We start from the raw sequence: 14181 nt of genomic DNA on the forward strand, positions 1-14181 counted from the left end.
ACACCCCACAACATATCCACACAAACAGAATATGAGCAACAAACATTCCATAGCGGCAATCATACTTGCAGCGGTGACACTGCTGTCATCATGCATGGACAATGACGACATTGAGGTAAACTACTACAACGACGTCGCCGTGACAGCATTCTCTCTCGGCAACATCAGCCACACTGTCTACACAAAAAAGAAAACCGACCCGACACAGGACTCTTCCTATGTCGAGTCGTTGTCATACAGCAACTACCCTTTCCACGTGGACAACGCGCAGAACAGAATCTACAACACTGATTCCCTGCTCTCCAACACACACATCGCAAAGAGCCTCGCGTCAATCTCCGCAAAGAATGGCGGCTATCTGGGCTGGAAGAACCTTGACAATGACAATTATACGGAGTTCGCATCCACAGACACAGTCGACCTGTCAAAGCCACGCATCCTCAGAGTCGTTGCCAACGACGGCTCATGGTACAAGGACTACACTGTCACCGTCCTTGTCCATACCGAAGGTGCCGACTCTCTCTACTGGGAAGACAAGGGATATGATGAAAACATATCCAAACTGGCGAACATCCGTGGCACACGCATAGGCAAGAAAATCATCGTTTATGGCACCGACAACGGCTCCCCGAAGGCTTACGCTACCGACAACAACAACGGACTGGCATGGCAGGAACTGCTGATTGGCTCTGAAAGCCCTGTCTCCATGGCAGCAAACAGCACGAAAGGCTTCGCTCTCATGAGCAACGGCACGGTGCTTTCCTCCGAGGACGGCGAGAACTGGACCACAGAAACTACAGACGCAGACATGCGACAGCTCATCACAGCGTCATCTTCCGAACTCTATGCCATGGGCAACAAAGCTGAGATAATCACCTTCAACCTCAATGACAAGACAGTCAGGAAAGAGACTCTGAAGCTTGACCCTGACGACAAGAGCAAGGGCAAAATTGCCGACCCTGACAACATCTACCCGACAAAGGACATACAGGGCTACACAACAAAGATTGCCACAAACCCCGAAATGGAAAGAGTTACGCTCTTCGGCAACAACGAGACTGACTCTATCATGACATCATGGGTGAAGATTGTCGACAACGGCAACCCGGAAAGAAGCCAGAAATGGGCATACCAAACTCCTGACAACACAAGCAAGCACCTGACTCCTGCGCTTGAAAACGCAAGCATGACAACCTATGGGACAGGCGCGCTGCTAATCGGAGGCAAGAGACTTAACTTGGAGGAAGGAAGCGAGGGTGCCAAGAACAACAAGCCTTACGAGAACATATACTTCTCGCCTGACAACGGCAAGAACTGGTGGGAGAACTGTGGCAACACAAAGATGTACCTGCCGACAGGCTTCTCCACATACTCCAACTCTGCGGCACTAATCAATGACGGCAGCCATTTCTGGATAATCTGCGGAGGCACCGGACACATCTGGAAAGGACATATCACCACGTTCAGCTGGCAATAACCCTCTCCGTACTAACCGCATTTTCCGCATATACACACCTACGTTATATTATAAGGTATGAAGACAAGCATTCTCACACTCATCCTCACAATGGCATCGCTGACGACTGCCATGGCGCAGGATGACCCGGAATATCGCAGGGAAATAGGCGTTGGTGTGGGAATGTCAAACTATCTCGGCGACTTCAACGGCTCCCTGACAAAGGGGATGCAACCCTCCGTAAGCATCGTGTACAGGCGTCTGTTCAGCCCTTATTGCGGACTGCGCTTTGACTTGGGACACACGCAACTGAAAGGCAGCAGTGCTGATGTCACAACCTATTATCCTGACTATGCGGAAGAGCCATACACGTTCAAGCGCAACGTCACGGATTTCAACGTTGTCTTTGAATATAACTTCTGGCCCTATGGAACGGGAAGAGACTATCGGGGAGCACAACGGCTGACACCTTATATCTTCCTGGGACTCGGAATGACATTCGCCTCAGGCAACGAAGCCAACAGCAGTGTGGCGGCAAACGTCCCTATCGGACTTGGAGTGAAATACAAAATCGGGCAGCGCATGAACCTCGGTCTGGAATGGGGCATACATGTCTCCACAAGCGATGAGCTTGACGGAATGAAAGACCCTTATGGCATAAAGAGTTCTGGCATATTCAAGAACACCGACTGCTACTCTTCACTGCGCGCGACGCTGACTTACAGCTTCTCGGCAAAGTGCAAGACATGCAACAAATACGACTGACAAGACGGTCAAGAAACATAACCAAACATCAGAATTTATCTTAAACAACATACCCTGAGCCTATGGACAGGAACAACATCCCACAACATATTGCGATAATCATGGACGGCAACGGACGCTGGGCCATGGCACAAGGCAAGCCACGCACCTTCGGACATCAGGCGGGAGTGGACACCGTGCGCCGCATAACAGCGGAATGCACGCGACTCGGCGTGAAATACCTGACCCTCTACACTTTCTCGACAGAGAACTGGAACCGCCCCGCTGACGAGGTGGCGGCACTCATGGCTCTCGTCATCTCGGCACTCGAAGAGCCTTTGTTCAAAGAGAACAATGTGCGGTTCCGTGTCATCGGCGACATGGACCGGCTTCCTGCTGACGTGCAGGAGAAGCTGAAAGGACTTGAGGAGCGTACAGCAGAATACACAGCCATGACCATGGTGGTGGCACTGAGCTACTCCTCACGCTGGGAAATCACCGACACGATGAAGAGAATAGCAAAGGAAGCAAAGGACGGAAAACTGGACATCGGCAGCATAACGGAGGACACTCTGACAGAGAGATTGCAGACATCCTTCATGCCTGACCCGGACTTGCTTATCCGAACCGGAGGGGAACTGCGCATCAGCAACTACCTGCTGTGGCAGATAGCTTACTCGGAACTGTATTTCTGCGACACTTTCTGGCCGGACTTCACGGAAGAAAACCTGCACAAAGCTATAGAAAGCTACCAACAAAGACAGCGCAGGTTCGGAAAGACCGAAGAGCAAGTGGAGAACGAAGAGACAGCATAATCCACGACAAACACCTCACAACACCCCACCTTTCCCGAACACTGCATCCGCAACCTACAACGTTGGGGCAGACGGGACAGGAACAAAGAGAACATATAAAGACAGAAAAAAGATATATAGATGAATTTCGCAAAGAGATTATTTGCACTCGCAATCGCCACAGTCCTATGCAACATGGCAATGATGCACGCACAGGATAAAATCGTAAACCCGGAAATCTCGTATGCAGGAAATCCGCGCAGCGTGACCATCGGAGGACTCGCCATAAGCGGCATAGAAGGATATGAAGACTATATGCTCCTGTCTATCTCCGGTCTTGCAGAAGGACAGCAGATAACACTCCCGGGCAATGAGATAACCGATGCCGTAAAACGCTACTGGCGCCACGGACTGTTCTCGGAAGTGAGCATAGCGGCTGACTCGCTCGTAGGTGACAAAGTGTACCTGCACATTTACCTGAAAGCACGCCCACGCGTCTCCACCATCAACTATATCGGACTGAAAAAGTCCGAGAAAGAGGACATGGAACAGAAACTGGGACTGCTGAAAGGCTCACAGATCACCCCTAACATGATTGCCCGCGCAAAGACTCTCGCCAAGAAATACTTCGACGAGAAGGGCTTCAACAACGCCGAAATCTCTATACGCCAGCGTGACGATGTGGCACAGAAGAACATGGTCATCCTTGACGTCGATGTCGACAAGAAGTCGAAAATGAAGGTGCACAGCATCATCCTTGACGGAAACGAGAAACTCTCCGACAGCAAAATCAAGGGCGGACTGTTCTCAAAAGGCGCACTCGGGAAAATCAACGAGGCAGGAAAGTTTTACTCTTTCTTCAAGTCAAAGAAATATACTCCGGAGCGTTACAAGGAGGCTAAGCAGTCACTCATCGACAAGTACAACGAGCTTGGCTACCGTGACGCGGACATCACCGTGGACAGCGTCTCACAATTCGATGACAAGCACGTCAATGTCTACCTCAAAATCGATGAAGGACAGAAATACTATATCCGCGACATCAAGTGGGTTGGCAACACCGTCTACAACACCGACCAGCTGCAAAGCGTCCTCGGCATGAACAGGGGAGACACCTACAACCAGAAACTTCTCCACAAGCGACTCAGCGAGGATGAGGATGCCGTCGGCAACATGTATTGGAACAACGGTTACCTCTTCTACAATCTCCAGCCTACAGAGGTTGACATCAAGGGTGACTCCATAGACCTCGAGATGCGAATCTTCGAGGGTCAGCAGGCTCACATCAACCGTGTGCGCATCAACGGCAATGACCGCGTATATGAAAAGGTCATCCGCCGCGAGCTCAGGACCAAGCCGGGCGACCTCTTCTCCAAGGAGTCCCTGCAGCGTACCGCACGAGAACTGGCGACAATGGGTCACTTTGACCTGGAATCTATCAACCCGGATGTAAAGCCGAACTATGAGGACGGCACCGTGGACATCAACTGGGACCTCGTCTCAAAGTCCAACGACCAGGTGGAGCTCTCCCTCGGTTGGGGACAGACAGGTGTCATCGGACGTGTCGGACTGAAGCTGAACAACTTCTCCATGGCTAACCTTTTCAACAAGAACAAGGAGCACCGCGGCATCATGCCTATCGGCGATGGTGAGGTGATGTCCCTCGGCGCACAGACCAACGGTACATACTACCAGTCCTACAACATCAACTATTCTACAGGATGGTTTGGCGGCAAGCGTCCTGTATCGCTCAATGTGGGAGCGTTCTTCTCCAAGCAGACCGACGTTTCTTCAACCTATTACAACAGCAGTTACTACAATAACTACTACAACTACCTCTACGGATACGGCAACAGTGGTTATTATAACAACTACGAGAACTATTACGACCCGGACAAATACATCCAGCTCTTCGGCGCAAGCCTTGGATGGGGAAAGCGCCTCAACTGGCCTGACGACTATTTCCAGCTGTCTCTCTCCCTTGCATATACACGCTATATGCTGAGAAACTGGAACTACTTCCTCATCACAACAGGTAACTGCAACAACCTCAACCTTAGCGTTGCACTGACACGTCACTCCGTCGACAACCAGCTGTTCCCACGTAAAGGTTCAGAGTTTGAGCTCTCTCTCTCCATCACTCCGCCATGGTCTGCATTCGACGGAAAGGACTATGAGCACCTTGCCACCAACTACAAGTCGGCCACCTACCAGAAGGAGCAGCAGGAGAAGTACAGATGGATTGAGTACCACAAGTGGAAGTTCAAGTCCAAGACTTACACCGCGCTCACCGGCGGACAGAAATGTCTCGTCCTCATGACACGCGTCGAGTTCGGCATTCTCGGCCATTTCAACAAGTACAAGAAATCGCCTTTCGAAACATACTATATGGGTGGCGACGGCATGTCCGGCTATTCCACGACCTATGCGGAAGAGACCATCGGACTGCGAGGCTACGAGAACGGCTCACTCACTCCTAACGGCGCAACCGGATATGCTTACGACCGCTTCGCAGTGGAGCTCCGTTACCCATTCCTCCTTGGCAACACCACCATCTACGGACTGGCATTCGCAGAAGCCGGCAACGCTTGGAGCGACACAAAAGACCTCAATCCGTTTGACATGAAGCGCTCGGCAGGAGCAGGTGTCCGCATCTTCCTCCCGATGGTAGGTCTTATGGGCATCGACTGGGCGTATGGCTTCGACAAAGTCTACGGCACAAAGGGCGGCTCACAATTCCACTTCATCCTCGGACAAGAGTTCTAAAAGCCACTCCCTGTCAACACCCCGAAAGAAGGAAACACCTCGGCAGGATAGTGGTTCCCCTACACGAAAAAGGCGGTTCCCCCTTTCCCCTGAAGGATAAATGACGTACCTTTGCAGCCGGAAGTATAAACCCTAAAACGAAAAACAGTTATGAAAAAGACACTATTCACACTCGCTCTCCTGCTGACATCGTTGGCAATGTCAGCACAGAAGTACGCCCTCCTCGACATGGAATATATCCTTAAGAACATCCCTGCATACGAACGCGCCAACGAACAGCTCGCGCAAGTCAGCAAGAAATGGCAGGCAGAGGTGGAGGCAGTGAACACAGAAGCGTCCACACTCTACAAGAACTACCAGAACGAGGTAGTCTTCCTCTCACAGGAACAGAAGAAGTCCCGACAGGAAGCTATCATGAACAAGGAGCGTCAGGCTGCCGACCTGAAGAAGAAATACTTCGGACCGGAGGGCGAGCTCTTCAAGAAGCGCGAAGCACTCATGACCCCTATACAGGACGAAATCTACAACACTGTCAAGGAAATAGCAGAACTCCGCGGCTACTCCATGGTCATCGACCGCTCCGCCGACAACGGAATCATCTACGGCTCGCCACGAGTGGACATCTCCAACGAGGTGCTTCAGAAGCTCGGCTACCAATAGTCCGCAGCCCTGCCGTAACGAAAGAAAGCATAACAATAACAACAAAATAACAAAACAACAATGAAAAAGATTATCATCATGCTGATGGCACTCTTGCCAATGGCAGCAATGGCACAGAACGCCAAGTTCGGCCACATCGACACACAGTCCATCATGCAGTCAATGCCTGAGTTCATCAAGGCTCGCGGCGAACTCGAAGCTGAGCAGAAGCAGTACGAGAACGAACTCCAGGAGATGCAGAAAGAGCTTCAGGCTAAGGCAGAGAAATACGAGAAGGAGAAGGCTACAATGAACGCCACTATGCAGCAGTCCACAGAGCAGTCCCTTCAGGAGATGTACACAAAGATACAGCAGGCTTACCAGGACAACCAGCAGAAAATCCAGAAGGCAAGCCAGGAGAAGCTCCAGCCTATCTCCACAAAGCTCCAGAACGCCATCAAGGCTGTCGGCAAGGCAGGCAACTACGTCTACATCATGGACATCTCTGCAGGAATCCCTTACATCAGCGAGACCCTCAGCAAGGACATCTCAAGTGACGTCAAGGCTGAACTCAACAAAATGAAATAAACCCTCCGCGCACCTGTTGTCATGCTCTCAGAAACCGTATGGCAGCAGGTGTGCTTCCTATTATACATTATGAAAAAACTACTGTTCCTCTCAATACTCCTCGCCACATTGTCCATACAGGCAATGGCACAGGTGAAAATCGGCTATTTCAGCTACGACGCAGCCATAAAGTCCATGCCTGAATACCAAGCGTCCCTCGACTCCGTGCAAGCAATACGCAAAGAATACGAAGGCGAGGCACAACGTGCAGAAGAGGAGTTCAACACAAAATACGAGGAATTCCTTGACAGCTATGACCGCCTCGCGACATCCATACGGCGCAAAAGACAGGCAGAGATGCAGCAACTGCTGGAGTCCAATGTCAAGTTCCGTGAAGAGACACGCCGACGCATAAGCCGTACAGAGGAGGAAGCAATGGACGCTCTGCGCATGAAACTCAACGAGAGAGTGCGCCTTGTGGCACAAAAGCATGGCTTCAGCCTCATCCTCAACACTGACAACAACGCATGCCCGTTCATCGACCCTATGCTCGGTGAGGACATCACAGCACTGCTCAACGAGGACATCACAACACTGTCCGGTGAGGAAATCAAGCAGAAATAACCGTTATACCCTAATCCGACATGTGCCCAATAGGTATATTCGATTCCGGCTACGGAGGACTTACAATATTGCAGAAACTTCAAGAACGGCTGCCGCAATATGACTACCTCTACTTAGGCGACAATGCGCGTGCCCCATACGGCTCGCGCTCTTTTGATGTTGTCTATGAATTCACACGCCAAGCGGTGACGAAACTCTTCGACCTCGGATGCAACCTTGTCATCCTTGGATGCAACACAGCCTCGGCAAAGGCTCTGCGCACCATACAGCAGAACGACCTCATAGCCTACAACCGCACTCACCCTTCCCCTGACGGCACGCCGGGAAACAGGCGCGTGCTCGGCGTCATACGCCCTACCGTGGAGCAGGTGGGGAGCATAACAAAGACACGCCACATCGGCTATGTCGCCACCGAAGGCACAGTACGCTCCAACAGCTACGAACTGGAGATAGCGAAATTCTTCCCAGACATCAAGGTCACGGGGCAGGCATGCCCGCTGTGGGCTGCCATCGTCGAAGCAGGCGAGGCAGACAGCGAAGGCGCAGACTTCTTCGTCAAGAAGCGCATCAGCCAACTGCTCGCCAAAGACTCACTCATCGACACCATCCTCCTCGGATGCACCCACTACCCTCTCCTGATTGGCTCCCTCCGCAAAGCCGTGCCGGAGCATATCAGAATCATCCCTCAGGGGGACATCATCGTCGAAAGCCTTGCCGACTATTTCCGCAGGCATCCCGACATGGACGCCCGCTGCTCAAAGGGAGGGACGACGGCGTACCTTACCACCGAAAACCCCGAACGCTTCCGCGAATGCGCCAAAATATTCCTGCATCACACAATCGAAGTGGAGCGCACCGACCTCGCATGATTACACCCCATTTCCCAAAGGTAACACTTTACCATGCAAAGTGTTACCTTTCACCACCTAAAAGGTTACCTTTCGTTCCATGAAAGGTAACCTTTTGTTTTGGCAGAATCTTATGCTCAAAAATGGAATCCATAATGCATCATATCACTGAAAAGCGTCACTGAAATCTATTAATGTTGTCCGTCAAACGGACACGATACATTGTAATTCATCTGTTTCCGTGTGGTACGCCCATATCCTCATACACAGCGTACGGAGTTCCCTGTGCTGCGTCCGGATTTTTCTGTGCAGAGAACCGCGTCAGCGGTTCACAAGACTATACATTCAGGATAGAAGTGCAATTTCTTGACTATATATTTGCCGCTAACGCGGTTCACAAGACAAGCATATAATGACAATTCTTTATCTGTAAATATTAACAATTACGTAGGCGAAAGCATCATTTATGTATGCAATGAGCATGGGAAACCGTAGGTACGGCGTCATTGCGCATAATCGGGCAGACAACATCCTCATTGGATATTTCTTCCTTGCATGAAGGACAATGTTACTGACAACGAACACAAACGTTTGTTCCGTCTACTCGCTCCGTCCGCGTGAGATTGTCGCACAAATATCCTTTGACTTGTTTTAGCAGAACAAACTCATAAAGCAACATTTATATACGTGGGGCATACAAAGTTTGCTGTTTTTTTTGTTATTACAGAAAATTGTTTGTAATTTTGCATAGGATAAGCTGCTATTGGGCAATTATTGTTGTTTTTATCGGCAGCCATAAACCCTAAGCAAGCATGAGAATAGAAGAAAAAGCAAACACATTAACCCATCTCCTCGGTGCAGTGTTCGCCCTGACATGTATATGGACAGTATGGCCCGCAACGGAGAAAGGCTGGCAGATGACAATGGGTGTCATCTTTTTCATAACGGGAATGTTCCTCATGTTCCTGTCAAGCACTGTCTATCATCTGCTGCCCAAAGGCAAGGCTAAGGATGCTATGCGCAAGTGCGACCATATAAGCATATATGTCATGATAGCCTGTTCCTACACTCCTGTCTGCATCGGAGTGGTGGGAGGCTGGATAGGCTGGGGATTCTTCATCTTCCAATGGCTTGTGGTTCTTGGCGGAACGGTCTATAAAATAATAGCTATCAACCGTTTCCCAAGGCTTTCCCTCGCCATTTATCTCATCATGGGGTGGAGCGTCCTCGTCATTGCACCGGAGGCTTGCCGGCATCTCTCCACCACAGCCATGTCACTGATATGCGCGGAAGGTGTCTTCTACACTGCCGGGACATATTTCTTCTCCCACGACAATCGCCCGAACTACCACGCCATTTGGCACGTGTTCGTGCTTCTCGGAGCAGCAGCCCATTGGTCTGCCGTACTGAGCATTATCCTTTCATGATGATATTTTCTCGCAAAACGCTCCTACTTTGAGGAGCGTTTTCTTATTTTCCACCCTGACCAAAAGACAAGCATGGCGACTATCCCTGCCACGAAAATCCACAGCAGGACTTCCATTCCGCACATAAACGTGTAAATCCTGCCTGTGTGAACCTCCAGCGCCAACTGCCAAACGGACATCGGCAGTCCCTCGTAACGTTGTGGCTGCGGGATTGCTTCCGTGCCTTCGTACCATGTCGTGAAGAATTTTCCGCATGCAAAGTCCTTTGAATAACCTGCGACAGCGAGCTTTCCAAACGGTGCTCCGGCTGTCTCCGGCGCCTTTTCCCCTGTTACAGCATCGACGGCAACGCCACTGTTTCTGTCCCACTCATACATGCCCGTAAACGAGCCGATGAGCCATTTCCCATCCCTTTCCTCAAAGACATTAAGCCCCATGACGCTCACCGGCGGTGTTTTCTCCACACGCCGTGGAACGGAACCGAAGTCCTTAAGCGAATAAAAGCCCTCGGAAGTGGAGAGCAGCCAGTCGCCTTTGTCAGCATCATGGCGCACCATGCGCAGCTTGTCCTGCCACGCATTCTTTGTGTCAAGGACAGAATACGGCACGGCAGGCGTGCTGCATTTCACAAGTGCTATGAGCACCGGCGGACGCAATGCCCAGCCTGTAAGGCAGAGAAGCATGGTTATCATTATCGTCTTCCGCCCAAGAAATTCATGCCATTTGTAGCTTATGCGGAACAATTTAGGCATCCTTCCACGCCCTGACGCCCACAGCAGAATGCCTGAAATGCAGAAGAAGATGACAAGGATGCCAAGAACATCCACAACCACCTTGCCCGGAACGCCGAACAGTTCGCCACTGTGGAGCATGAGGACTGTGCGGAAAAGCGACACCTTGCCTGTATAATCCTCAGGCGCTTTGAGTTCATGTGCCGTGAATTCCGTGTATGGCGGCATGGCTGTGTACACCTTGCTGCGTGAGAGGATGACGAGAGTGTCGCCCTTCATTATCATGTCCGAGCCTTTGTCTCCTTTGTCCCAAGGTGCGGAAAACTCTTTCCACTCTGCTCCATTGTGGCGATAGGCATTGAAAGGCGACAAGGCAAAAAGCTCTCCTGACGGTGTACGGACGACAGAACGTATGGTGCGCGCATCGGCACCTTCCGGCATTCCGTCGGAAAACTCCGTGAAGCAGGATGCGCGAGTGTCGGTAAGAAAAACGCCTCCGGTGCCGTAGATAAGGACAGAATCCCCTGATTTCAATGTCCCGCGCAGCAGTCCGTTGTTCCAATTATCATAATGGAACGACTCCGGCAGCAGGTTTCTGCTCACATTTACGTTCCCATACCAATGCCTGTGGTTAAGGATTATCCCTGAAATGCTGAACATCACAAGGAAGAATGAGAATACTATGCCTAACCATTTATGCCACTTTCGCCAACTTTTTCCCTTCATTTTTGTTTCAAAAGTCTATATGTTTTCGTCAAATCCGTTACAAAGGTAGTCAGAAATCACGACACCCACAATACTTAAAAACAATGATTTCTTGCTTTTATTCATTTTTCTTTGTAACTTTGCAGAAACGAAGCGGCACCTCAGCAATCAAGAGCAAGCTCTATTGCGTTCGGTTTGCATTCGCTTTGCATAAAAGATTGCAACCATAATCCTAAGACAACAGCACGTGAGTTACACCAACCCCATACTTGAACTTGAGAAGCAGAAGCGCCTTCTGCAACTGGAATACGAGGCGGAGCGTGAGGCGTTCCGTCAGCAGACAGAGGCGCAGGGCATAGGAAGGAAGATAAAGCGAGGAGAAGCGTGGTACCCTTTGCAGACGGGAAAGGCGTACTACAATTCGCTGAACCAGTACTGCATCGAAGTGCATCAGCAGAAAGAGGACGAGACAGAGCATAATTTCGAGTACGGAAAACCTGTCTGTTTCTTCACTCTTGCCGACGGCAAACCGTCCTATCTGCCTTTCACCGCCATTGTCTCATACGTCGACGGCGACCGTATGGTGATAGCCCTGAACAATGAAAGCCACGCTGCGGAACTGTTGGGAAAAGAGAATCTCGGTGTGCAACTGAGCTTTGACGAGACAAGCTACCGCACGATGACTGCCGCACTCAATCGGGTCATCCGTGGAAAAGGTACACGACTGACTTATCTGCGTGACCTTTTCTACACCGACATGCCTGCCCAACGCTACCGCTTCGACACTCCTGTGCGCCTTCCATGGCTCAACCCTACTCAGGAGAAGGCTGTCAATGAGGTGCTTCTGGCAAAGGATGTCGCCATTGTCCACGGTCCTCCGGGAACGGGAAAGACAACGACTCTTGTGGAAGCTGTGTTCGAATGCCTGAGGAAAGAGAACCAGGTGCTCATCTGCGCACAAAGCAATATGGCGGTGGACTGGATTTCCGAGAAACTCGTTGACCGCGGTGTGCCGGTGCTCAGGATAGGAAACCCTACGCGAGTGAACGACAAAATGCTGTCCTTCACCTACGAACGGCAGTTTGAGAGCCATCCCGACTATGAGCAGTTGTGGGCAATGCGCAAGGCGATGCGTGAGCTTCGCGCCAACCGAAAGCGTGGCGACCGCTCGTTCCACCAGAAGATGGACAGGCTGAGGTCACGCGCAACGGAAATTGAAATGCGGATAAACCAACAGCTGTTCGGCGATGCGCGTGTCATTGCATGCACTCTTGTCGGCTCCGCAAACCGTATTCTCGAGGGGCAGAAGTTCGGCACTTTGTTCATAGATGAAGCGGCACAGGCTCTTGAAGCGGCATGCTGGATACCCATACAGAAGGCTTCACGCGTCGTCTTTGCAGGCGACCACTGTCAGCTTCCTCCTACCGTGAAGAGCAACGAGGCTCTGAAAGGTGGGTTGGGCGTGACACTCATGGAGCGCATTGCCAAGCAGAAGCCGGAGGTCGTGACACTCCTGAAGGTGCAGTACCGCATGAACCACGAGATTATGAAGTTCTCTTCCGACTGGTTCTATGGAGGGAAAGTGGAGTCTGCACCGGAGGTAAGCCACCGTTCTGTCCTTGATTTCGACATCCCCATGCTGTGGATTGACACGGCGGACATGGCTTGCCACGAGGAGTTTGTGGGAGAAAGCTACGGCAGAATCAACAAGACGGAGGCAAAACTGACCCTCGCCGCCCTGCAGCTCTACTTTGACAAGACTGGCAAAGAGCGCATCCTCAGCGAGAGAATCGATGTCGGCATCATCTCACCTTACCGTGCACAGGTGCAGTATCTGCGCCAACTGGTGAGGAAAGAGCCATATTTCAAGCCCTACCGCCACCTTATCAGCGTGAACACTGTCGACGGTTTCCAAGGTCAGGAGCGTGACATCGTGCTTATCTCCCTTGTCCGTGCCAACGACGAAGGACAGATAGGATTCCTCCGTGACCTGCGAAGAATGAACGTGGCGATAACTCGTGCAAGGATGAAACTTATCATACTCGGTGACGCTCCGACAATGACGCGCCACCCTTTCTACAAGAAGCTATATGAATACATTGACAATCTCTGACCTCACCATAGGACATGGGAAACACATTGTGGCATCGTCCCTCAATGCCCAACTGGCAGCCGGCAAACTGACCTGTCTTGTCGGACGGAACGGTGTGGGGAAATCCACACTGCTGAAGACTCTTGCGGGGTTCCTTCCCCCTATACATGGAGAGATAAGGTACTCAGGGACAAATGGCTCTGATGACATCGTCATAACTCCCGACAGTGGCAGGCGTACGGACAACGGACGGTTGGCAAAACGGGTGAGTGTGGTGCTTACAGGGCGTCCTGATGTCTCCATGATGACAGCACGTGACATCGTGGGACTCGGACGCTCGCCGTACACGGACATGTGGGGCACACTTCGCGACAGTGACCGTGAGGTTGTTGAGAGTTCAATGGAGCGAGTAGGCATAGGAAACCTGTCAGAAAGGAACATAGAGACCCTTTCCGACGGCGAATGCCAGAAGGTTCTTATCGCAAAAGCATTGACACAAGAGACGCCAATCATCCTCCTTGACGAGCCGACAGCCTTTCTTGACTATCCGTCAAAGGTGGAGACCATGCGCCTGATGAAAGCCATCGCAGCGGAAAACAACGGCGGCGGACACCACGCACAAGGGGTGCTGCTCTCCACGCACGACATGGAAATGGCACTGCACCTTGCCGATGAGGTTTGGCTGATGACACAGGACCGCCGCCTGCTCCATGGCACTCCGAAAGAACTTGAAGACGCCCTGACAAAAGAAAACCTGAAAATCAGCTTCTGAAAGCATAGCCCTGCAA

At 51.2% G+C, this 14181-nt stretch carries 12 protein-coding genes; 11 read left to right on the top strand and 1 reads right to left on the bottom strand.

Features of this window, described 5'->3' with window-relative positions:
- Positions 1-31: 31 nt before the first annotated feature.
- The 9 genes from E5358_RS00200 (at position 32) to trhA (ending at position 9865) form a co-directional block, all read left to right on the top strand.
- Positions 32-1477 (top strand): DUF6242 domain-containing protein, encoded by a 1446-nt coding sequence (locus E5358_RS00200; protein WP_135938361.1) that lies wholly within the window; start codon positions 32-34, stop codon positions 1475-1477.
- A 57-nt stretch (positions 1478-1534) separates the two neighbouring features.
- Entirely contained in the window at positions 1535-2221 is a 687-nt protein-coding gene (porG, locus tag E5358_RS00205) for a type IX secretion system protein PorG (protein ID WP_135938362.1), read from the top strand.
- Between the two features lie 62 nt (positions 2222-2283).
- Entirely contained in the window at positions 2284-3015 is a 732-nt protein-coding gene (locus tag E5358_RS00210) for an isoprenyl transferase (RefSeq protein ID WP_135938363.1), read from the top strand.
- A gap of 120 nt (positions 3016-3135) precedes the next feature.
- Complete coding sequence (locus tag E5358_RS00215; protein ID WP_135938364.1) at positions 3136-5760, top strand: BamA/OMP85 family outer membrane protein; 2625 nt, start codon at positions 3136-3138, stop codon at positions 5758-5760.
- A 150-nt stretch (positions 5761-5910) separates the two neighbouring features.
- On the top strand, positions 5911-6420 hold the full coding sequence (locus E5358_RS00220) for an OmpH/Skp family outer membrane protein (RefSeq protein ID WP_135938365.1): 510 nt from the start codon (positions 5911-5913) through the stop codon (positions 6418-6420).
- Positions 6421-6480: 60 nt separating this feature from the next.
- Complete coding sequence (locus E5358_RS00225) at positions 6481-6987, top strand: OmpH/Skp family outer membrane protein (RefSeq protein ID WP_135938366.1); 507 nt, start codon at positions 6481-6483, stop codon at positions 6985-6987.
- Positions 6988-7056: 69 nt separating this feature from the next.
- A complete protein-coding gene (locus E5358_RS00230) occupies positions 7057-7590 on the top strand; it encodes an OmpH/Skp family outer membrane protein (protein ID WP_168354542.1) in 534 nt (177 codons plus the stop codon).
- 20 nt (positions 7591-7610) lie between these two features.
- On the top strand, positions 7611-8459 hold the full coding sequence (gene murI / locus E5358_RS00235) for a glutamate racemase (protein WP_135938368.1): 849 nt from the start codon (positions 7611-7613) through the stop codon (positions 8457-8459).
- Between the two features lie 791 nt (positions 8460-9250).
- On the top strand, positions 9251-9865 hold the full coding sequence (trhA, locus tag E5358_RS00240; protein WP_135938369.1) for a PAQR family membrane homeostasis protein TrhA: 615 nt from the start codon (positions 9251-9253) through the stop codon (positions 9863-9865).
- Positions 9866-9888: 23 nt separating this feature from the next.
- Here the strand turns inward: trhA and E5358_RS00245 are convergent, their stop codons facing one another.
- Entirely contained in the window at positions 9889-11322 is a 1434-nt protein-coding gene (locus E5358_RS00245; protein WP_135938370.1) for a PepSY-associated TM helix domain-containing protein, read from the bottom strand.
- A gap of 226 nt (positions 11323-11548) precedes the next feature.
- On the opposite strand from E5358_RS00245, the gene E5358_RS00250 reads away from it, so the two are divergent.
- Positions 11549-13414 carry an AAA domain-containing protein gene (locus tag E5358_RS00250; protein WP_135938371.1) on the top strand — a complete coding sequence of 622 codons (1866 nt, stop codon included), beginning with the start codon at positions 11549-11551 and terminating at the stop codon, positions 13412-13414.
- The gene (locus tag E5358_RS00255; RefSeq protein ID WP_135938372.1) at positions 13392-14165 is read left to right on the top strand and encodes an ABC transporter ATP-binding protein; all 774 of its coding nucleotides are present in this window, start codon (positions 13392-13394) and stop codon (positions 14163-14165) included. The genes E5358_RS00250 and E5358_RS00255 overlap by 23 nt, the downstream gene beginning before the upstream one ends.
- The last annotated feature ends 16 nt before the right edge of the window (positions 14166-14181 follow it).

Origin of the sequence: Palleniella muris (genome assembly GCF_004792655.1) — a bacterium.
Lineage (GTDB): Bacteria > Bacteroidota > Bacteroidia > Bacteroidales > Bacteroidaceae > Prevotella > Prevotella muris_A.

Bases quoted from the DNA above. Each gene is read 5' to 3' on its own strand.
- E5358_RS00200 (WP_135938361.1), top strand. From the start codon at position 32: ATGAGCAACAAACATTCCATAGCGGCAATCATACTTGCAGCGGTGACA.
- porG (WP_135938362.1), top strand. From the start codon at position 1,535: ATGAAGACAAGCATTCTCACACTCATCCTCACAATGGCATCGCTGACG.
- E5358_RS00210 (WP_135938363.1), top strand. From the start codon at position 2,284: ATGGACAGGAACAACATCCCACAACATATTGCGATAATCATGGACGGC.
- E5358_RS00215 (WP_135938364.1), top strand. From the start codon at position 3,136: ATGAATTTCGCAAAGAGATTATTTGCACTCGCAATCGCCACAGTCCTA.
- E5358_RS00220 (WP_135938365.1), top strand. From the start codon at position 5,911: ATGAAAAAGACACTATTCACACTCGCTCTCCTGCTGACATCGTTGGCA.
- E5358_RS00225 (WP_135938366.1), top strand. From the start codon at position 6,481: ATGAAAAAGATTATCATCATGCTGATGGCACTCTTGCCAATGGCAGCA.
- E5358_RS00230 (WP_168354542.1), top strand. From the start codon at position 7,057: ATGAAAAAACTACTGTTCCTCTCAATACTCCTCGCCACATTGTCCATA.
- murI (WP_135938368.1), top strand. From the start codon at position 7,611: ATGTGCCCAATAGGTATATTCGATTCCGGCTACGGAGGACTTACAATA.
- trhA (WP_135938369.1), top strand. From the start codon at position 9,251: ATGAGAATAGAAGAAAAAGCAAACACATTAACCCATCTCCTCGGTGCA.
- E5358_RS00245 (WP_135938370.1), bottom strand. From the start codon at position 11,322: ATGAAGGGAAAAAGTTGGCGAAAGTGGCATAAATGGTTAGGCATAGTA.
- E5358_RS00255 (WP_135938372.1), top strand. From the start codon at position 13,392: ATGAATACATTGACAATCTCTGACCTCACCATAGGACATGGGAAACAC.